Consider the following 20,778-nt stretch of genomic DNA (forward strand, 5'->3'; position numbering starts at 1 on the left):
TCACTCTCGCGGTGCCACGTCCGCGGAGGTGATTTGCTTTGCTTGATTTTGGGTTGATTGGCATAGCTCTAGGCGATCAACCAAAATATTGATACAAACCAGTAACGGCACGCCGATCAATAGTCCCATTCCGCCCCAAAGCCAGCCCCAAAAAACAAGCCAAACAAAAATCACTAACGGGTTTAAGTTAAACCTTTTCCCCAATAGTGTTGGTGTAACAAACTGACTTTCAATCAAATTGAGCAGTAAATAGATAGACACCACCGTCAGCATAAAACTGACCGACTCCAACTGAAGATAAGCAACAAAGCCAAAGCTCACCACGGATATGACAGGGCCGAGGTACGGCGCAAAATTCATCACGCCTGCAAATGCGCCCCATAGAAATGGATCTTCAAGGCCTAGAACAAAAAACACGGCCCCAACACTCAACCCCAGCCCCGCATTCACTAAAGTGATGGTGCCAATGTATCGAGATAGGTCTTTCTGTAGCGCTTTGACCAACTCAATCGCTTGGCGCTGTTTGGCGAACCCATGTAAGTAAGACACTGACTTTCGAAATAAGCTTCGTCCATGATTGAGCATAAAGTAAACCATAAACAGCACGATCATCGCTTGTGTCAAAATCGTCGGCGTAGTGGTCGCGAGCGTTTTTACCAAAGAAAATACGGTGTTGTTCCCGACCTCATCCATACTCATATCGTTGGCGATATTCAATGGAGTATTAAGGTGATCAGCCGAAGCTTTAGTAACTTCGCTTACTTCTTGCGACACATTTTTCACGATACTGGGCAGCTCAGACCACCATTGCTTGGCGGGCTCCGACATGGCGGCAAGACCAATAATTGAGGCGCCAACGAGGAATGACAGCGTCAACACGACGGTAATAGCACGTGGTAAACCTTTGTCTTCAAGATAATTAATGAAAGGGCTGCACAGCAGAGAAATAAAGGTGCTAAGCACAATAGGTAACAATATTGGCTTGGCAAAATACAGCCCTGGGACGAGTAACAGGACGAGAAGCGTTGCACCAATCGCAGTGTTGGCAGGAATGTTCAATTTCGCTGTCATAATAAGCTCAGAATCGGTAAGAAAATTTTGCGGTGAAATCCGCTATTAGAGTGGTTCGCCCTCTGTCGTCGCAGCGTTGCTTACTTGTGTTGCTGCATTTCCATTTTGCTCCGCATCTGACTCATCCAGAGAAGCTGCCGCGACCGGCTTTGTGAGCGAATCGGTAATATCAGACACGCTGCTAACCAATAGCCCCATTGACGAAATAGAAGAAGTCAGTCGAGACAATCGACCTGCTTTTGCTGCGGTAACGGCAACGACAGCACTAATGCCTAATGTCGTCCAAGGGTTTTCTCTCACAAACTTCTTGGTGGTAAACGTGAACATTTCCATCGACAAACAGCATTGCTCTAGAGACGCTTTACCTTCCATCCGCTTGATCCGCATGGCTCGATTGAGCTTTTGTAGCGAGCGCATCCCACCCCTCCTGTAATTGTTCTGTCGTATTTTTGAATCCAAGAAATCCAACTAAACGCTTCTGCCACCAGGCTAAAGCAAATAATGCCAAGCCTAATGATGTGATAAATACACCCACGGCAACATATACGTTGGCAGTTAACTGATAAGCCACCACCCCAGAGGCAAGGCACAAACTGAATACGAACAATACCGACAATAGGGTAAAAACAACGGTACACAGCAAAATCTGACGCACTGCGGACACGTTAACTTTCATCTCCAAGAGGAACAAATCCAACGTTGAACCTGACCATGCTTTTAGCGATTTCGTCAGTTGGTCCAATTGCGCAAGAATGCTACTCAAACCATTAATGGTTTGTTGGATATCCTGTTCTTCTGCCCCATCAGGGGCTCGGCCGCTGTCTGAAGCCGCCGAGCCTGATTGCTGATTGGTAACTTGCCCTGAGTTATTCATGTGAAGCCTCGCCTTTCTGTTGTGTGGCTTAATCCTTGGTGACCACTATTATTTGATCAGCTTCGAAACCGCCCAACCAGCAAGGAAGGCACAGCCTATGCTCAGCAATGGGCGCTCCTTGATTACATTTTCTGCCGACTTAGTCGCCTGCTGAACTTGCTGTGCACCGACATCCAGCTTCTCTTTGGCTTGGTCTTTCATCGCGCCAACGGCTTCCGTCGTGGCTTGTTCCGCTAAGTGATATGCTTCTTCTAACTGCTCTTGAGGTTTTACTGTGCTTTCTTTTGTAGTAGCCATAACTAGCCTCCATTAATGAGTTGAATAGTGAATCAAGTGAAACAATGTTTGACCTCACTTACTCCCTACAAAGCCATATCCATGCCAGAATTTTAAGTTATTGTTTTTTATTGATTTTATTTTCATTTCGATAAAAAGCCGTATCTGTACGTGTAATTCTTTCCAAGCTTTCCCCGCCATTCTTGTAATTTTTTCTTAGCGCCTTACCGACTGTTAGCAAGTTATTGCAAAAAAAGATATTAAGTCACTGATTAATAAGACTTAAAATTCATTGGCATACAACCTGCAATTAAAGATGAAACATCGTGTTTGTATTCCATACGCTCAAACACCCCTATCACCAGTAAATAAGGAGTGGCATATGAAAAATGAAAACATCGCCTCAATCATTGAGCTTATCGAAAGCGGAAATGAAATTTACAACAAGGCCATCGAGAACATCGACAACACTTCTTTGAATAATGTGTTGGTAGAACTGCTCAGAGTACGTGAGCGTGCAGTCATTGAGCTCACTCCCTACTCTCTAGCAAGTAACAATGAAGAATCTGCCGACGACACTCCGGTTTCCTACACCATCAAGGCGCGTGAGGTCTACAGCGACGTGATGAAGGAAGTGTCCTCTGACAAAGAGTCTATGTATTTAGAACAGCTTGAAGGTGTCGAAAGCAAGGTACTCAAAGAGATTGAGAATTTGATTACTTCCCACCCAGAGCAGGCGGATAACTCGGTTCTGCTGAAAGTTCGTAGCGATATAAAAAGCTGCAAAGAAAAACTCAGCAGCATCAGCCTTATTAGCTAAAACCTGGTGGTCGCCTTTGCAATAAAGCTCGGTATTGAGCAAAGAACAAAGAAATGGCCAACTTGCTTTGGCCATTTCTGACAAGCCCACAGGCGCATTAACATAACCATCACGAGAAATGTCCCACGACAATAGTCATAAATAAAGAGGTCACTATGACATTGGATAACAATCGAGTAAGGGAGCTACTCGTAAAAATGACACACCATCGCCAAACGTGTTTGCCTCTCGTTAACCCGCAATCACATATGACACTCGCAAGAGCGGCATATCGATTCGTGAAAATAGAAAAAGTGATGATCAAAAAGATGGCGAAGCTGTTTTTCGACCAAGATGGTGAACAATTCATTGCAGAAAATGCCACCGAATACGGCGTTGCCGAGCTAGGTAATTACAAAGAAATGCATTTTATGAATAAATTACTGTTAGATGATTTAAAAGCCCTGCTTAGAGCCATTGACGACACCAACTTAACCGCACTTGTTTCTTATTGGTTAGCTGCTTTACAAGTTGAAAACGATGAAATTGAAAAGCACTTACCTCAGGGTGAGTAATTATACTCGCCCTTCTTTCTTCACTTTGTTTAACCCTCATCCCCAATCAACCTAGTAAAAGGTGCAGATAGAAAAAAGCCGCTGCATCTACTACGCAGCGACCTTGATAGCCTTTTTACGACGCACACCAAATCATCAAACAGCACAGAAAAAGCGCCATGTAGAATACGAAGCAAATGGCGCGTTATCCGCGGATTATCTGTGTTAAAGCGAAGCTGATTTACGTCTCTGGCTTGGAACAAATACGTTCAATGACTTTGGACGCAGCTTGATTGCCAGTTGCTCATCAGAATACAGTTCACCATCAATCACATACTCAATCGGTTTATTCGCAGAAATAGTGACGCTCTGAGCCGTCGCGTATTGAAAATGTGTCGATTCTTCCTGTGCGCCTACGCTCGTTAATGTCAGATCCGACAATGCGATAAGACGTCCGCCTAAAGACTCGGTGTTATCTAAATATGTGATATGTAGCTTGCCATCATCAGGCTGCGGCGCATCACCACCTTGGGCAAGCAACGTACTAAATGGGGCGATATTCGCAACAACAAAACTATGGACTTCAAGCGTTTGTGTATTATTGTCGTGGTTTCCATCTTCAGTGGGAGCGTCTAACGAAACGGTTAAAGCTTGCGTTTCTTCCGCCACTACAGCATTAAAAAAGCCGGTGAGGTAAGCGAGTTGTCCAAAAACATTTTTCTCTTCTCGCTGAGCGTGCTCGATCATTTTCTGTTCTAGCCCAATGCCTAAGACCAATAAAATAAGCCGCTGATTGCAGTCCGCAGTATCAATACGTTGGCAGTGTCCGCCAAGCAACGCTTCACACGCTTTTTCGACCGGTGAGAATTTTGCGCCAACGCCATAGAGCACATGACATAACGCATTGGCAGTTCCGAGCGGAACAATACCGAGTTTGAGGTCGGTATCCACCAATTGGCTCGCCACCTCTGTTACTGTGCCATCGCCACCAGCTACGATGATTTGCTTAGCTCCACTTTCTTTTGCCTGTTGTGTTAGCTGCTCGGCGCTGAGGTTTGTGGTGGTTTGATGAATACTCAAGCGATATTTTTTGGTTAGTTCACGAATCAAGTGCTGTTCGTTTTCCACCCATTTGCCGCCACCTGCAACAGGGTTAACCACCATCCAAGTGGATTGATCCAGCCCTAGTACGCCTTTTTCACTGATCGCTCGTAACGTTCTAATCTGTAATTTATTCAATCTCGCGGTACTACGTACGTCATTGATTTTTTTCATCACGGATTCAACCGTCAGTGACGGGTCTTTACTTAATAAATACGCCGCCACAACAAACACTGAACGACCACGCCCTAACGCACAATGCACAACCACGGCCCGCGAGCACGAGATTTGAGTATCAATCCAGTTAATCGCATGGCGAAGACGCTCTAGCGTTGGGGCTTTGTGGTCGAGTACCGGAATCGAAAGGTAATGAAACTGCTTGTCGGTCATCGCGCTTTCAAGGCCTGCAAATTCTGCGGTGACATCGACAATACAAGAGATCTCATTGGATTCGAGAAAATCTAAGTCACTCTGAAACAAACGGCGAGATAGGTATAAATTGTCACTGACTTTTTGGATTGGAGGCACTGTATCACGCCGTCTTTCCCAGGCGTTATACGCTCTAGCCCCCAATAAAAATGGGATGAATGCCCAGCGAATCCACCTGACAATCTTGCCATCTTGGTTTTTTCTAAAAATAGAGGGAATGTCGAATACGTAGGCTACGCTGACCAACGCTAAAGAAAGCGATATCCATAAGAACAGCAAACTAACGATAATTTGAGGCGTATAGATAGCGGCCAATAAACTGATCAGAGCGCCAAGAATATAATATTTGATGATAAACATTCGCTCTCCTTGCCTTCAGCGAGTGCACTTTTTAGTGGAAGTTAGAATACGCGGGGGATTGAGCTTGGATACATGAACTTGAGTAAACGCCTTGATTGAGTGCCTTCCCGTGCCGAAATGGCACGAAAAGGTCCAACACTCTACCTAGCTTGCCATCTCTTCAACATAACCATCCGCTAGTTTCATTTTCTGCTTATCGGTCATTACCTTACCGGCTAACTGGAAGAAACGCTGCTCTTCTTCCTCAAGATGGTGCAACACTTTGTGACGCAAGGTTTTCATTAGGTTGAGCCACGCTGGCGAGCTCATATCGGTTGCATCAAGCTGTGCAATCACTTTATCAATTTCATGATGCTCTGCGATGCCATGGCGAGTGAGATCAATGGTCTTATCGCTATCTATTAAAGGCGCGTAGAAAAACCGCTCTTCTGCCGCTGCGTGCTGTTCGAGTTCCTCTTTAAGGTTGTGATAAAACTCTTCACGAGCGGGGGAATCTCCAGACGTTTCCATCAGAGCATCGAGTAAAAGGCGTTGCTTTTCATGACTCTCTTTCAGTACATCAAATATGTTTTTCATCTTTGACTCCTTATCTGATTGTAAACAATTGGGACAAAAGGAAGGGCGGTGATTGACCGCCCCTCTCTTACATAGCTATGCGTAAAAAACCTAACCTAATTCGGCTAACAGTCTTGGTCTTCAGCGTTTAGGTTTTCTTTAATGTTTTCACATTCATCTTCAATCGCATTTTGGGTTTCTTCGGCGGCTTCATCTATCTTTTTGCCGGCCTGTTCCATTGGCCCTTCTTCACTACAAGCTGCCAACGCAAACACCAAACCGAATACTGCGGCGATACGGTAAATAAATGACGTAAGTCGCATGGAATCTCCTATCTATTTACGTTTTTTCTTCCCAGCAGAACAATCACTATTGATACAATTAATGACAGTAGGAATAGGTAAAATATCACTTGCGCGATAGAGGCAGCAGCTCCTGCAATACCGGTAAAGCCTAATAGTGCAGAAATTAGTGCCAGTGCCAGAAAAATAAACATCCAACGAACCATAGTGTTACCTCCTAATAAAAGTGGGTTAAATCACTCGGCTCGCTATTATTGAACCACTTCTAGCTTATCAATCACCTTATTTACGTCATTGGTGTTATTTGCAATTGAAATTGCAAGATCATGCTCCGCATCTGAATTAACTTTACCTGCCAACGTTACCGTTTTTCGTTCTGTCGTTACATCAATATCCGTACCACTCACATTGGTATCCATTAGTAGGCGCGTTTTAACTATAGTCGTGATTTTAGAATCGGTCAGTGTAGCTAAAGCTTCTGAATCAGTTTCTTTCTTGCCTTCATTCACTACTGACAATTCGTTGTTTACTTTTTTCACACCATCAAGACCAGTAACAAGCTCTTCGGCAAGTGATTTTTCAAGATCATTGTTTACCGAACCAGAAAGGGTAACGACCTGATTCTCAACATCGGTATTGATATCAAAAGAGTTGAGATTGCTGTTTAGCAGTAGCGTGGTTTCAGCTTTACCATCTAGCCAAGCGTCCATGGATTCTTTTTGCCATTTATCACTCGCTAAGACTGCTGTAGATGAAGTAGCAAGAACTGACGTAAGTACAATTTTAGCTGCGATGTTATTCATGGTAATTCTCCTTTATTGACGTTGCACTTCCCTAGGAGCAAACCATGTGCCAACTTTATAACTTATTGTTTTTAAGCAACTAATAAGGGAAAGAGGTAAAAATGAGATGAGCAATAAAGTATAAGCATGAATTATTTACACGTAATAAATGTAATTTTTAATCGGTGATAAAGCCTCCGTCACTTGTGCCTAAATAACCTGATAAAACAGAAAGGCTATTTCTCCAGAATCAATTAATAGCAAAATTATTATTTTAAATAAAAAAATCAGAACAAAAGGAAATATCTACTGATGGCTCTCACCGATATATATCAAAAAGGGGCTAACAACATAAAAATATCGAACAAATCCTTAAATCTATGCTGACAATATTTTGTCTTGTGAAGTGAGAATAATCCACGTACATTGTTTCTGTCATAGTAAAGAGGACATTTCTATGTCGATGCCAAGCCTGTTTCTAAGAATACAAGATCCATCACTTAAAAATGCCATCGCTTCTTGCCAGGAACTGAACAAATTTCGTCTGCATGACATCGATGCCGCAGACCAATGGATTGAAGATTTTCTACAACTCAAACCGGAAGTTGCGATTGTTGAAGTCGCCCACTTTACTAGTGCAGATTATCAACGTCTTTCTAATATCGAAGACATCTACGATATGGACTTGATCATCATTAGCTCAGGCGCTCCAAATGAGAACTTGGATAAGCTGATGAACTTGGGTGCTATTTTTCACTACAGAAAGCCCGTTGATATTGCCATTCTGACGGACACCCTGGGCGAAGTCAGCCAGTACTATCAACACAAACAAGATCAAGGGCGTAAAGTGTCCACCAGCGATCTTGACCAATTTGGTCTTTTGGTCGGCTCTTCCTCTCCGATGCATCAGCTCTATCGTATGATCAGGCGCGTTGCAAAAACCGAAGCCAACGTCCTTATTGTCGGTGAAAGTGGATCAGGCAAAGAACTGGTGGCGCAGACCATCCACTTAGCGAGTGAGCGTAAACAACAGCCCTTTATAGCGATTAACTGTGGTGCCATTAGCCCTGAATTGGTTGATAGTGAACTGTTTGGCCATGAGAAAGGCGCTTTTACCGGAGCAAATAAAACTCACAAAGGTGTATTTAAGCAGGCAGAGGGCGGCACCCTATTTTTAGATGAAATCACCGAGATGCCTATCGAGCATCAAGTGAAGCTATTGCGGGTGCTAGAAACCGGAGAGTATCGCCCAGTTGGCAGTAATACAGTTCATATCGCTAATACTCGCATCATTGCTGCTACAAACCGTGATCCTAAAATCGCCATTGAGGAGCAGTTCCTGCGTGAAGATCTGTTTTTCCGCTTATCGCATTTCCCATTAACGATACCGCCACTGCGAGAACGAGGCGGTGATATCGTCGGTCTGGCCAAGCACTTTATTGCGCACCGCAACGCCAATGAGGCAAAAACCAAAACGATTCTTGACTCTGCGATCCAAAAAATCGCTGCACACGACTGGCCAGGTAATGTCCGTGAGCTCAAACACACGATCGAGCGTGCATTTATTTTGGCTGATGACACCATCCGAGATGAACACCTGATCTTCGACACACCACCATTGGAAACAGGCACCAGCATCGAAGACCTTGTTCCGGCGGGCGTTTCGCTAGAAGAGCTAGAAAAAGCCGCCATTCTCAATACCCTTGAAGAGAATCAAGGCAATAAAACGGAATCAGCGCAGGAGTTAGGCATTAGCGTGAAAACGCTCTATAACAAACTCGAAAAGTATCAAGACGAGTAACTCGCTATGGGAATACAAAAAGAGCACTGGCTTTTATTCACTGCTCTTTTTGTATCTTATCTTTTATGCAGTTAGGCTGCGTTTGGTGTTTGATTAAACCCACTGCCCCGCAACAAAGCCGCTCGACCAGCACCACTGAAAATTGTAGCCCCCTAGCCAACCAGTCACATCCATCACTTCACCAATAAAATAAAGCCCTTTAATGTCTTTGCATTCCATGGTTTTCGAGGATAAGTGATCAGTATCGACACCGCCGAGTGTCACTTCCGCAGTTCGGTAGCCTTCGGTGCCATTCGGGGCGATATCCCAATGCTCTAGACGCTCCACAATCGCCGCAAGCTCCTTTTGATTGAACTGTTTTAGCGGTTTATCGACTAGCTCTTTACGTTCAATTAAGACTTCAACCAGACGCTTAGGCAGCACTTTGGCAAGCGTATTCTTGAGTGACTGATTTGGATGCTTCTCACAACTGCGTTCTAATAACTCAGCAACATCATCGTTTGGCACAAGATTGATCAACACCTTTTGTCCGGCCCGCCAGAATGAAGAAATCTGTAACACTGCTGGACCAGATAACCCACGATGTGTGAACAACAGGGCTTCTTTGAACATGGTGCCATCTTCAGCCGTAATTTCCGCAGGTACCGCGATACCAGATAACTCAGCAAAGTCTTCTTTGTCTTCTTTATGCAGAGTAAATGGTACAAGCCCTGCCGTGGTTGGGATAACTCGAAGACCAAATTGTTCCGCGACTTTATAACCAAATGGTGTCGCTCCCAGTTTTGGCATCGACAAGCCACCTGTTGCGATAACTAAAGACTCACATTCGACAATCTCAGTACCAGCATGCAAACGAAAGCCTCCATCAATTTTTTCAATCGAATGAACATCGCATTGGTAACGCTGCTCGATGTTCGGCATGTCACACTCAGCTAACAACATCTTCACGATATCTTTGGCCGTAAATGCATCGACACAAAACAACTGGCCGTGATCACGCTCTTCGAACTCAATGCCATGTTTACACACCATCGAGATGAAATCCCAGTTAGTGTATTGGGAGAGCGCCGACTTAACAAAGTGCGGGTTTTGACACAAATAGTGATTAGCTGAAACGTCGTAGTTAGTGAAGTTACAACGACCACCGCCCGAGATAAGGATTTTACGTCCTGGCTTTTTAGCATGATCGAGCACCAAAACACGGCGACCTCGCTTGCCAGCTTCTGCAGCACACATTAAACCTGCTGCGCCTGCGCCAATTACAACAACATCAAATTTCTTACTCATCGGTAGCTCTTAGACTGATTGGTATCGAATCAAAATAAAAAAGGATGTGCACATTGCACATCCTTGCTTTCTAGGCGCGACATTCTACCGACAAATACCGAAAGGGAAAAGCGCTTAAACTCTAAGCGCTCTGTATGTCCGCAAAATCTCAGACAGAACAACTATCTAGATTATTGACTCTTAGAGAATGAAGGCCGCAAGTAGCGTCACGCCGAGCAACGCGGTCGATAGAACAAACAGTTCACGCACTCTTTCACACTTACCAGTAAAAATTTCATCGTGGTGATGATGATATTCTTTACTTTTAATGTAGTGATACAACCTCACCTGCTTGGTGACATTTCCATGAGTGGTAAAAAAACCATTACCATCAACTTGCTGATATAACAGCGGGTGCGCTTCACGCATGATATAAATTAGAGAACGAAGAGCGGTGAGATACCGGACCATATTAACTCCAGTTACCACCATTAGCGCAAATAAGATTGTGTCTCCACTGATCATCTTTTCCTCCCTACATCTTCAACAATGCTCAAGAGAAAAAGACGATCAACACTTCGTCTTTACCCGCTACTTACAACGTCCCAAAACGCGTTTACGCAGCTGGAGCATCCATGATTGAAGATGAACCTTCTTTCGCCATTTGTGCTAGATCTTTGTCAATGAAGAACAACGCTTTACCGTCTTCACCTACCAATTCGATCTTATCTAAAATCCCTTTAAACAACTTCTCTTCTTCGTGCTGTTCTGACACGTACCACTGTAGGAAGTTAAACGTTGAGTAGTCTTGGCTAGTAAATGCAACGTGCGCCAGTTTGTTGATTTTTTCCGTGATCATTTGCTCATGTTCAAATGTCTCGCGGAAAACGTCACCTAGGCTCGCAAAGTCATGCTTAGGCGCATCAATAGCGCCTAAGATTGGCATTGAGCCAGTTTCACTCACGTAAGTGAATAGGCGTTGCATGTGCTCCATTTCTTCTACGGCGTGAGCGCGTAAAAATTCAGCCGCACCTTCAAAACCTTTGTCTTCACACCAAGCACTCATTTGTAAGTATAGATTGGATGAGAAAAATTCTAGGTTAATTTGCTCATTCAATTGTTCGACCATAGTTTGAGACAGCATGTTAACTCCTATTATTGTGCATGCAATATACCCAAGTAACCTCGAAATAAGTGACGCTGCGAGAATAGCTTGGTCGGCAGACACGGCGAAGTTTCACTTCAACTCTAGTCAGTAACACTACGCTTATTTCAGCATATCAAAGTCACTTGGGTATAACGCCACTATAACATGATTACTGAGACAAGACTTTGTACCTACGGCACCGATATGAGATCACTTCAGCAAATTTTTTTTGGGGTTGGTGCTAATCTAAAACTATGACCTTACAAGGAGATAGCAATATGAGTTACAAACACATACTTGTGGCAGTCGACCTTTCAGACGACAGTAAAGTGTTGATTAAGAAAGCCGTATCACTGGCTAAACCTCTGGATGCGAAAGTCTCTTTTATTCACATCGACGTGAACTACGCAGAACTCTACACCGGGCTTATCGATATCAATATGGCAGAAGCGCAACATCAAGCAATGGAAGCATCGCGCACACAATTGGCAAACTTCGCTGAATATGCGCAATACCCAATTGCCCATACTTTAGTCGGTAGTGGCGATTTGAGTAATGAGCTGTGCGATACCATTCAAGACTACAGTATCGATTTGGTGGTTTGTGGTCATCACCAAGATTTCTGGAGCAAGATTCTATCTTCGACTCGACAGCTGATTAACTGCTCACCAGTCGATATGCTGGTCGTACCGCTAAAAGACTGATTGGCGCAACGATAAAACTTGGTTAGACTGCGGGCACATTTGTTGTTGATAAAGATTCTCATCCATGGCTTATCTATCCGCAGTTACCCTACTTTGGGCATTCTCATTTAGCCTGATCGGCGTTTACCTCGCCGGTCAGGTTGATTCTTGGTTCTCGGTGTTCATGCGCGTGGCACTGGCGAGCCTGGTTTTCATTCCCTTTTTGAAATTCCGTGGCGTTAGCAAATCCCTGATCGCGAAACTGATGACCGTCGGTGGCTTCCAGCTCGGTTTGATGTATTGCTTCTACTACCAATCTTTTTTGCTTCTTTCCGTGCCAGAAGTATTGCTGTTCACCGTATTCACACCCATTTACGTCACGCTAATCTATGACTTCTTGAAAGGTCGCTTTTCACCTTGGTACTTAGTTACCGCAGCAATAGCCGTATTTGGTGCCGCCTGGATTAAATTTGCAGGCATTAATGAAGATTTCCTACTGGGCTTTTTGGTCGTACAAGGAGCAAACCTCTGCTTTGCCATCGGTCAGGTGGGCTACAAATATATCATGGAGAGTGAACCCGTCGATTTGCCACAACACACCGTGTTTGGCTACTTCTACTTAGGTGCACTTTGTGTAGCAACCGTGGCTTTCGCGCTCATGGGTAACCTAGACAAATTACCAACCACTACAACGCAATGGGGCATTCTGACATACCTTGGTTTGATTGCTTCTAGTTTTGGTTACTTTGCTTGGAACAAAGGCGCGACCATGGTGAACGCAGGGGCACTGGCAGTAATGAACAATGCATTGGTTCCGGCGGGCTTGATTGTAAACATTGTGATTTGGAACCGCGATGTTGATGTCATGCGACTCGCCATTGGCGGTGCGATCATCATGCTATCCCTATGGATTAACGAAACCTGGGTGAAAAAGCGCGTCGAAATGAGCTACGCCAAGAAGTAAAGCGACCGCTCCCAACACACATACCGACAATAAAAAACGCTCTCCAACTGGAGAGCGTTTTTTTGGATTAGATTAATGCACTTTGACTTGCGAGCTTGCGCTCATCAACGCCTTGGGCGACGTTGGCAGCAACACTTCTAGCTTCGCATTGCGCGCTTCAAGCTTGCGCTGACGCTTAAGTAACTTTTGTTGTTTTTTCGCCACTTTTAGTAACTTCTTTTGCTGCTTATAGTGCTTTTTCAGTGCTTTTTTCGCTTTCTTGAGCGATTTTTTATCCGCTAAATCAAACCATACTGGTGCGTCGGCTCTTACTGGCTCCAGAGATTTTTCGGCTTGTTTTTTCTCTTTCACACGCTCAACAACACGCTTCACAATCGCGGCTTTTTCGTTGCTTTGTTTAGTGGTCACTGGAATCGCTTGTGATGGCAGAGCTTCAACCAATAAGCCACATGCTTGTTGCTCACTCAATGGCTTGTCTTGGCATTTTTGTGGAGGAATTGCGGCTGGCTTACAAAGGGTATCTTTGGCCGATGAAGAGCGTGCGCAAGAACGACAAACGAATTTTGGTGCGACAACTAAACGATGGATATCACCAAGTTCTGCCGCGATCTGTTTGCGACTCATTTTACATAAACGTTTAGCCATTCTACTACTCCAGCTTCCCAGTTATCGACCGCATCACAACAAGTGAAATAATAATAATTCTTAGTTAGATATACAGTCAGGGAAGGGAATTAGCAAGAGAAAACTATCAATAGAGACGAGGAAAGAGAGGCTGAGTCACAGCACGATACACCATACTGTGACAAGAAAAGTTGAGCCGTCAGGAAGTTATGCCATCGATGCTTTAACGTAGACATCGAAGCGATTTTTTTTCGTTTCAATCGCCATGGTCGGTTTTTTCTCGTTCAGCCAGTTAGCATAGTCTGGGCGTTTAACTACTACACGCTTTGTGGCTAACGCCATGGCTGGTTCTAGTAGGCCATCGGCGTCCAAATCGGCGCCAACCAACGATTGGAAAACGCGCATTTCTTTTTTTACGAGCGCCGACTTCTTTTTATTTTCTGGGTGCGGATACATCGGGTCAAGATACACCACATCTGGCTGGACAAAGTCTTTATCTTGCGCCAATTGTTCCAGCGCATCATGGCTAGAAGCATGGATTAGCGACATGCGCTCAGATACCCAGGTGCCGATTTCTGGGTCTTGTTTCGCTCGATCCAAGCCATCATCTAACAAAGCCGCTACGACTGGATGACGCTCGACCATCTGCACTTTACAACCTAGCGAGGCGAGCACAAACGCATCACGACCAAGACCTGCCGTGCCGTCTAACACGGTTGGCGTTGCCCCTTTGTTCAACCCCGCAGCTTTCGCAATTGCCTGGCCTTTACCACCACCGAACTTGCGACGATGACCGACCGCACCACCAATCAAATCCACAAAGATTGCACCCAGCTTTGGCTCATCCACTTTACGTAGCTCCAAACGCTCGGTGGTTAGCACCAAAGCAAAATCGCTATCGTCAGTGTGTGAAAGCTGCCAACGCGCAGCGAGTTCATCAAGATGAGATTGTTGAGACGGGTTTTCACAGATCAATTGCAGTTGCAAAAGGAGGCTCCAATAAAAATCGAGGTAACTGGCGCTGAGTGTATACCTAAGTTACCTATTAATGCTAGGTTGAGCTTGCTACGCAGAGGTTATACAGCCGTCAGTTGCTCCACTAGCTCAGAAAGCGGCTTAGGATGGCCAATACCGTAGCCTTGGCCGTAGTCCACACCGAGGTCTATCAAATGCTGCATAACCTGGTCATTTTCGACAAACTCCGCCACCGTCACTTTGCCGAGCTGTTTCGCCAAGTCATTGATTGAACGAACCATCACGCGGTCCATTTCATTTATGTTGATATCTTGCACGAAAAGACCATCAATTTTCACGATATCGACAGGAAGTTTCTTTAAGTAACCAAATGAAGACAATCCAGATCCGAAATCATCCAATGCAATCATGCAACCCAAAGACTTTAGCTTGGTAAACAGCTCAATGGCTTGATCCAGATTGCTCATCGCTGCTGTCTCGGTGATTTCTAAGCAGATTTTTTCACACGGCAGAGTCGAACTTTCCAATCGCTCCAATAAGAAGTCAATAAACTCTTGATTCCCCATAGATTGACCTGAAAGGTTTATCGAACAGCGACCAAGCTGTTCAATCACCTCAGGACGCTGTTCAAACCACTCTAGCGTTTGAGTAATAACCTGCTTATCAATCCAATGGGCAATGTTGTAGCGCTCGGAAGCAGGGATAAACAGCGCAGGAGAAACATAATCACCGTACCCATTGCGAATACGCACCAAAATCTCAAAATACATTTGAGTCTCGTGCTTTTGTAAGCTTTTTATCGGTTGAGCAAACAGTTCTAAACGTTGATTCGACAATGCCTCATGCACCAAATTGACGCTCTGCATTTCCATCTGACGACGCTGCAACTCTTCGTTATCTAAGCTGAATAGATTATAGCGGTTACGGCCTTGCTCTTTAGCGGCGTGACAAGCAGAGTCTGCTTGAGCGTGCACCATTTGTGGCGTATCAGCGGTATGATCGATGATACGGATACCAATTGAGCAACTGATGAACAGGCGTGTGTCTTCCCAAATAAAGAGGTGTTCGCTTAGTGTCGAGATGATCAGTTTGGCAATATTGATGGCGCCATATTCGTCACAGTCTTTGAGTAACACCGCAAACTCATCGCCTCCCATTCGAGCCAAGATGGAATTGTACGGCAGAACGCCTTCCAGCATACTTGCGCAGAATTGAATCGCCGCATCACCTGCATCATGCCCAACCGTATCATTGAGGACTTTTAGTTGATCTAAGTCGAGGTACAACATGGCGTGGACTCGACGATGGCTGTCCACTTCGCACAGTGCGGTCTTAAGCTCTAGTTCAAAGTGGTTTCTGTTGTAAGTCCCCGTCAGTAAGTCATAGCGAGCTTGGTATTCCAATTTCTCGGAAAGCAGTTTGGTTTCGGTAATATCTTCGCCCACAATCAGCAGTTGCTCAGATTCACTCAGCGGACGAATATTCTCGCGCACCCAAACACGATGACCATTTGCATGACGATACTCGACTTCACGTCGCCAAACACCATGCACTTGCTGGTTGGGTTGCAATAACACTTGGCGAGGGAACAGCACTTTGTCATCAAAATAGAACTCCCTCAGGCGATGTCCGAGCATGTCCATCGGTTTGTAGCCAAGAAGTAGTTGAGCAAATCGATTCACTTCTTGAATTCGGTTATTACTATCAAGCGTCACCATCATCACGGGCTGCTGCTCATAATAGTTGCGTAGGGTTGACTCACGTTGGTAGAGCTTGTCCTCCATCAATTTACGACTGGTAATATCGCGCGCTTCAAACAAGTATTGCTTATGATTCCCTACTTGCTGAGAAAAAGGCTTGAGCGAAACTTCTAACACCAATGCGCCGTGTTCTTTACTCCAAATTTCAGCTTCAAACGTCGACACTTGATGGTGAGGCGCGTGGAAATACTCCTCAAGCAACGCTTGTGCTTTTTCACTCCAGTTGGGGTGAAACCAAAGTGGTCGGTCTAAACGCAGTCCTTGGTGATAAAGTAAGGATTGAAGGTGATCGTTGCCCGATTTAAGCACACCGTTGGCATCCAAAATGCCCATATACTGCATGCTCTGATCGAAAATCGATTCTAGAATAGCCTGGCTTTCTCGCGCAGCGCTCTCACTTCGACGCATCCGCTGTAAATAATAACCCATCAGCAAAATGACCACCGACATCACCACAAACAGGCTACCAAACAGGCGAATTTCCTTGGCAAAACGTTCAGAAAGCTTCATTGGCTTATTAAAAAATACCGCAGAAACCTCTTGTTCAGCCCCCAATCCCCAACGCGCTACCGCTTGGTAATCGAGCTTTATTTCAGAATCACTTTTTTTCACGGCAGGCAGAGGCTGATCAGGGTTATCCAAAACGAACTCAAGCATCTCTGCGCTCTCAATACCATGCCGATAACCACTTTGAATAACCCCTCCAACTGCGCCATGACCCAAACCAATGTCATGCACCATAAACAGCGGCGCGTTTGAGACTTTGTTGACACCAACCCAGTCACGCTCGCTGCCAACCATACCTTGTTTATCTCGGTAATAGGTCCAGAACAAGACGACTTTATCGGAACTCAGTTTTGCGACTTGTTGTTTTAGATCGATGATACTGTCTGGGACAACTTGTACGATTTTGTCTCGATATTGCGGGAACTTGAGGACAAAATTGTCGATTTGATAACGCAACACCTCACCGGTCACCGAGTGGTCACTGACGATGAGAACTTGTGTGTAGTTCGGATGTAAGCGCTCAATAAGAGCGAGATTCGCTTCCAAATCGACATCTTCCATGACTCCGGTTGCATTCAGAGAACGATGTAAAGAAGGATGGTAGTTATTAATGCCGTTAAATATAACTGGGGTGTCTTTGATGATTGGGGCTAAACGCTGCATGAGTTCAAGCGCATTGTTATCGCTCACTAAAATGGCATCGAATCGCTCTTTGCGTAATTTCGTAAGATATAAGGATTTTAGTTGTGCAAAAAACTGCTCACTCTGGTTACGTTTCGAGTCTAGATAGAGCACACGCATGTCCAGCGCTCGATCGCCCAGCTGTTGCTCGATGCCTCGCTGTATGGAGTCCGTCCAGAAAAAACCCTGATGATAGGAGTGCACGACCAACACCTTCGGATCTGAGGCCGTAGCAAACGCGCTCCAACATAGCGCGGCAATAACCAGAAAACGCTGCACATTATCTCCATAGCTCGGAGTTAACCCGCAGTTACTCCTGCCAAACCTTGTGAATCCTATCCGCTATGAGTATAAAAGGGAGGTAAAACTCTATCCCTAACGGAAATCATAGTATGAATGCGAGCCTGCCGAAACTCGACGACCTTGACCGCGCAATATTAAAAACACTGATGGCTGACGCCAGAACGCCCTACGCAGAAATGGCAAAGCAGTTCGATGTCAGCCCTGCCACTATCCATGTGCGTATCGAGAAGATGAAGTCGGCGGACATCATCGAAGGAACGGAGGTGATCATCAATACCAAAAAGCTTGGCTACGATGTGTGCTGCTTTATTGGTATTAACCTCAATGCAGCTCGTGATTACCACTCCGCGTTAGAAAAACTCAACGCGCTCGACGAAGTCGTTGAAGCTTACTACACCACGGGCGCGTATAACATATTCGTCAAATTGATGTGCAAATCGATTGAAGAGCTGCAATTTGTACTGATCGACAAGCTGCAAGCCATTGATGAGGTTCAGTCCACGGAGACATTGATATCGTTGCAGAACCCGATCAACCGAAACGTAAATCCGTAAAATTTTTTATAAAAAATGTACAAAAAAGGCCAACCGTTCGGTTGGCCTTGATGTTTTTTGCTCAATTTACGCCGCAATACCCGAATGGCGCAACAGTGCATCGATTTGTGGCTCGCGGCCACGGAAGCGCTTAAACAGCTCCATTGGCTCTTCACTGCCTCCCCTTTCTAGGATGTTGTTCAGGAAGCTTAGGCCCGTCTCTTTGTTGAAGATGCCTTCTTCTTCAAAGCGAGAATACGCGTCTGACGACAGCACTTCAGCCCACAGGTAGCTGTAGTAACCCGCACTGTAGCCACCAGCAAAAATATGGCCGAAGCTGTGTGAGAAACGCGCCCACTCAACCGCAGGAACTACCGCGACTTTCTCTTTCACTTTCGCCAGAGTTTCCAGTACACGCGCACCCACTTCTGGGTCATATTCGGTGTGAAGCGTGAAGTCGAACAAGCCGAACTCTAGCTGACGCAAAATACCCATCGCAGATTGGAAGTTTTTCGCTGCGAGCATTTTGTCTAGCATCGCTTTAGGTAGCGGCTCACCTGTCTCATAGTGACCAGAAATGAACGCCAGCGCATCCTCTTCCCAACACCAGTTTTCTAGGAACTGACTTGGTAGCTCAACCGCATCCCAAGGCACGCCATTAATACCTGAAACAGCACCTGTATCAACTTGCGTCAACATGTGGTGGATTCCATGACCAAACTCATGGAATAGCGTCACGACTTCATCGTGCGTGAACAGTGCTGGTTTGTCGCCCACTGGACGGTTGAAGTTACACGTTAGATACGCAACCGGCGTTTGCAGCTCGCCAGATAGCGTAACGCGACGACCACGACAATCATCCATCCACGCGCCGCCACGTTTGTGTTCACGAGCGTAGAGATCTAGGTAGAAACTGCCACGGAGTGTGCCTTCAGCATCAAAGATATCGAAAAAGCGCACAGATTCGTGCCAAGTGTCTACGCCTTCGCGCTCAGTAACGGTCATACCAAACACGCGGTTTAGCACTTCAAACAGACCGCTCACGACTTTTGACTCTGGGAAGTATGGGCGCAGTTCTTCATCCGAAATTTGGAACAGGTGCTGCTTTTGTTTCTCGCTGTAGTAAGCGATATCCCAAACGTTCAGCTCTTCAACACCAAACTCACTTTTCGCAAACTGACGTAACTCTTCGACTTCACGTTCACCTTGCGGTTTCGCTCGTGTCGCTAGGTCATTCAGGAAGCCCAGCACTTGATCCGGCGTTTCAGCCATCTTTGTTGCTAACGACTTTTCACTATAAGTATTGAAACCTAGCATACGTGAAATTTCATGGCGCAGTTTTAGCTGCTCAGTAATGATTTCTGAGTTATCCCATTTGCCTGCGTTTGGACCTCGATCAGAAGCGCGCGTCACGTACGCTTCGTACACTTCTTTACGCAACTCTTGGTTATCGCAGTACGTCATGACAGGTAGGTAAGATGGGATATCTAGCGTAATGAGGTAACCATCTAACTCTTTTGCTTCTGCGGCAGCTTTCGCTGCTGCCAGCGCCGATTCTGGCATACCTGCTAGGTCTTTCTCGTCTGTGATGTGCTTGGTCCAACCCATGGTGGCATCCAGCACATTGTTAGAGAATTTAGAGCTCAGCTCAGACATACGTTTGCTGATCTCGCCGTAACGGTGCTGCTCATCGGATGGCAAACCAATGCCTGATAACTCGAAATCACGCAGTGCATCAGTGATGGTTTTCTGCTGGGCACGAGTTAACGTTGCAAATTCTTCGCTCGCTTTGATGGTTTTGTACGCTTCGTACAACCCTTTGTGCTGACCAACCCAAGTGCCGTACTCTGACAAAATTGGTAGGCAACTTTCGTAAGCTTCACGTAGCTCTTCGCTGTTCACTACCGAGTTCATGTGACCCACTGGCGACCAGATGCGGCTTAAGCGATCATCCGCTTCTTCAATTGGCGCAATCACACTGTCCCAAGTTGGGTGAGCGTTGTCTTGTAGAACTTCATCGATTTTTGCTCGGCAGTCAGCAATCGCTTGCTCAACGGCAGGCTTGATGTGTTCTGGTTTAATTTGAGAAAACGGAGGTAGGTCCGTAAACGTCAGAAGAGGATTAGACATGAATAATTCCTTTTGTGTTTTGACTCTGTGATTGCCTGTCTATTTTGTGTAGATAGGCCAACTCAATGTACAGACGAGCCAGCAACATGGATTGGGGGAGCTCCGTTCCCTTTCTCTATGCCGCGATGACCATCTTATAGTCAACCAGCGCTACTCTGTCCTTGAGTCTTGTTATACCTAAATGAGATTTCACACCCTTTTGAGTGCGAGAAACTCACCTAGTTCAATTCGATTACCAATAGTAAGTGTGGGTGACTTAAAGAAATTTCAATAGCGTCCCCTTATCAGAGGAACAGATTTG

At 45.4% G+C, this 20,778-nt stretch carries 22 protein-coding genes; 6 read left to right on the forward strand and 16 right to left on the reverse strand.

Going from position 1 to position 20,778, the window contains the following annotated elements; all coding sequences use genetic code 11:
* From R8N47_RS14270 to R8N47_RS14285, 4 genes are read right to left on the reverse strand one after another with little or no spacing between them, the layout of a single operon-like run.
* On the reverse strand, window positions 1-1,071 hold the full coding sequence (locus R8N47_RS14270) for an AI-2E family transporter (protein WP_064353513.1): 1,071 nt from the start codon (window positions 1,069-1,071) through the stop codon (window positions 1-3).
* Between the two features lie 45 nt (window positions 1,072-1,116).
* The gene (locus tag R8N47_RS14275; protein ID WP_005379200.1) at window positions 1,117-1,443 is read right to left on the reverse strand and encodes a hypothetical protein; all 327 of its coding nucleotides are present in this window, start codon (window positions 1,441-1,443) and stop codon (window positions 1,117-1,119) included.
* The gene (locus R8N47_RS14280) at window positions 1,433-1,945 is read right to left on the reverse strand and encodes a phage holin family protein (RefSeq protein WP_005379198.1); all 513 of its coding nucleotides are present in this window, start codon (window positions 1,943-1,945) and stop codon (window positions 1,433-1,435) included. The genes R8N47_RS14275 and R8N47_RS14280 overlap by 11 nt, the downstream gene beginning before the upstream one ends.
* A 48-nt stretch (window positions 1,946-1,993) precedes the next feature.
* Window positions 1,994-2,242 carry a hypothetical protein gene (locus R8N47_RS14285; protein ID WP_005379196.1) on the reverse strand — a complete coding sequence of 83 codons (249 nt, stop codon included), beginning with the start codon at window positions 2,240-2,242 and terminating at the stop codon, window positions 1,994-1,996.
* A gap of 361 nt (window positions 2,243-2,603) precedes the next feature.
* Between R8N47_RS14285 and R8N47_RS14290 the strand changes: the two genes are divergently transcribed.
* Window positions 2,604-3,041 carry a DUF2383 domain-containing protein gene (locus R8N47_RS14290; protein ID WP_005379194.1) on the forward strand — a complete coding sequence of 146 codons (438 nt, stop codon included), beginning with the start codon at window positions 2,604-2,606 and terminating at the stop codon, window positions 3,039-3,041.
* Window positions 3,042-3,196: 155 nt separating this feature from the next.
* Window positions 3,197-3,595, forward strand: a complete 399-nt coding sequence (locus tag R8N47_RS14295; protein WP_005379193.1) for a hypothetical protein — start codon at window positions 3,197-3,199, stop codon at window positions 3,593-3,595.
* A gap of 204 nt (window positions 3,596-3,799) precedes the next feature.
* Here R8N47_RS14295 and R8N47_RS14300 read toward each other — a convergent pair whose 3' ends face one another.
* From R8N47_RS14300 to R8N47_RS14320, 5 genes are all read right to left on the reverse strand, one after another.
* Window positions 3,800-5,464 (reverse strand): diacylglycerol kinase family protein, encoded by a 1,665-nt coding sequence (locus R8N47_RS14300; protein ID WP_064353512.1) that lies wholly within the window; start codon window positions 5,462-5,464, stop codon window positions 3,800-3,802.
* Window positions 5,465-5,608: 144 nt separating this feature from the next.
* Complete coding sequence (locus R8N47_RS14305) at window positions 5,609-6,040, reverse strand: hemerythrin domain-containing protein (RefSeq protein WP_005379185.1); 432 nt, start codon at window positions 6,038-6,040, stop codon at window positions 5,609-5,611.
* Window positions 6,041-6,144: 104 nt separating this feature from the next.
* Window positions 6,145-6,342, reverse strand: coding sequence for a hypothetical protein (locus R8N47_RS14310; RefSeq protein WP_005379178.1), 198 nt, complete (start codon window positions 6,340-6,342; stop codon window positions 6,145-6,147).
* Window positions 6,343-6,350: 8 nt separating this feature from the next.
* Window positions 6,351-6,527: a DUF1328 family protein gene (locus tag R8N47_RS14315; RefSeq protein WP_005379177.1), complete on the reverse strand. Its 177-nt coding sequence runs from the start codon at window positions 6,525-6,527 to the stop codon at window positions 6,351-6,353.
* A gap of 45 nt (window positions 6,528-6,572) precedes the next feature.
* Entirely contained in the window at window positions 6,573-7,124 is a 552-nt protein-coding gene (locus R8N47_RS14320; RefSeq protein WP_017821109.1) for a BON domain-containing protein, read from the reverse strand.
* A gap of 436 nt (window positions 7,125-7,560) precedes the next feature.
* Between R8N47_RS14320 and R8N47_RS14325 the strand changes: the two genes are divergently transcribed.
* On the forward strand, window positions 7,561-8,904 hold the full coding sequence (locus R8N47_RS14325; RefSeq protein ID WP_017821110.1) for a sigma-54 interaction domain-containing protein: 1,344 nt from the start codon (window positions 7,561-7,563) through the stop codon (window positions 8,902-8,904).
* Window positions 8,905-8,997: 93 nt separating this feature from the next.
* Here R8N47_RS14325 and R8N47_RS14330 read toward each other — a convergent pair whose 3' ends face one another.
* The 3 genes from R8N47_RS14330 to ftnA all read right to left on the reverse strand — a co-directional run bounded on the left by R8N47_RS14330 (window position 8,998) and on the right by ftnA (window position 11,314).
* Window positions 8,998-10,191 carry an NAD(P)/FAD-dependent oxidoreductase gene (locus R8N47_RS14330; RefSeq protein WP_017821111.1) on the reverse strand — a complete coding sequence of 398 codons (1,194 nt, stop codon included), beginning with the start codon at window positions 10,189-10,191 and terminating at the stop codon, window positions 8,998-9,000.
* Window positions 10,192-10,371: 180 nt separating this feature from the next.
* Window positions 10,372-10,695 carry a universal stress protein UspB gene (uspB, locus tag R8N47_RS14335; protein ID WP_005379169.1) on the reverse strand — a complete coding sequence of 108 codons (324 nt, stop codon included), beginning with the start codon at window positions 10,693-10,695 and terminating at the stop codon, window positions 10,372-10,374.
* Between the two features lie 91 nt (window positions 10,696-10,786).
* Entirely contained in the window at window positions 10,787-11,314 is a 528-nt protein-coding gene (gene ftnA, locus R8N47_RS14340; RefSeq protein WP_005379167.1) for a non-heme ferritin, read from the reverse strand.
* Window positions 11,315-11,595: 281 nt separating this feature from the next.
* Between ftnA and uspA the strand changes: the two genes are divergently transcribed.
* Both uspA and R8N47_RS14350 read left to right on the forward strand, forming a co-directional pair.
* Window positions 11,596-12,021, forward strand: a complete 426-nt coding sequence (uspA, locus tag R8N47_RS14345; RefSeq protein ID WP_005379165.1) for a universal stress protein UspA — start codon at window positions 11,596-11,598, stop codon at window positions 12,019-12,021.
* A gap of 64 nt (window positions 12,022-12,085) precedes the next feature.
* Window positions 12,086-12,964 (forward strand): carboxylate/amino acid/amine transporter, encoded by an 879-nt coding sequence (locus R8N47_RS14350; RefSeq protein WP_318070297.1) that lies wholly within the window; start codon window positions 12,086-12,088, stop codon window positions 12,962-12,964.
* A gap of 72 nt (window positions 12,965-13,036) precedes the next feature.
* On the opposite strand, the gene R8N47_RS14355 is transcribed toward R8N47_RS14350, so the two are convergent.
* From R8N47_RS14355 to R8N47_RS14365, 3 genes are all read right to left on the reverse strand, one after another.
* Window positions 13,037-13,609 carry a hypothetical protein gene (locus tag R8N47_RS14355; RefSeq protein ID WP_005379163.1) on the reverse strand — a complete coding sequence of 191 codons (573 nt, stop codon included), beginning with the start codon at window positions 13,607-13,609 and terminating at the stop codon, window positions 13,037-13,039.
* A gap of 186 nt (window positions 13,610-13,795) precedes the next feature.
* Window positions 13,796-14,575: a class I SAM-dependent methyltransferase gene (locus R8N47_RS14360; protein WP_005379162.1), complete on the reverse strand. Its 780-nt coding sequence runs from the start codon at window positions 14,573-14,575 to the stop codon at window positions 13,796-13,798.
* A gap of 89 nt (window positions 14,576-14,664) precedes the next feature.
* Window positions 14,665-17,790, reverse strand: a complete 3,126-nt coding sequence (locus R8N47_RS14365; protein ID WP_213913876.1) for an EAL domain-containing protein — start codon at window positions 17,788-17,790, stop codon at window positions 14,665-14,667.
* A 113-nt stretch (window positions 17,791-17,903) separates the two neighbouring features.
* Here R8N47_RS14365 and asnC point away from each other — a divergent pair, with 113 nt between their 5' ends.
* Entirely contained in the window at window positions 17,904-18,368 is a 465-nt protein-coding gene (gene asnC, locus R8N47_RS14370) for a transcriptional regulator AsnC (protein ID WP_005389595.1), read from the forward strand.
* 66 nt (window positions 18,369-18,434) lie between these two features.
* Here the strand turns inward: asnC and prlC are convergent, their stop codons facing one another.
* Window positions 18,435-20,477: an oligopeptidase A gene (gene prlC, locus R8N47_RS14375; RefSeq protein WP_064353509.1), complete on the reverse strand. Its 2,043-nt coding sequence runs from the start codon at window positions 20,475-20,477 to the stop codon at window positions 18,435-18,437.
* Window positions 20,478-20,778: the final 301 nt, after the last annotated feature.

The sequence above is a fragment of the Vibrio sp. 2132-1 genome, assembly GCF_033344315.1.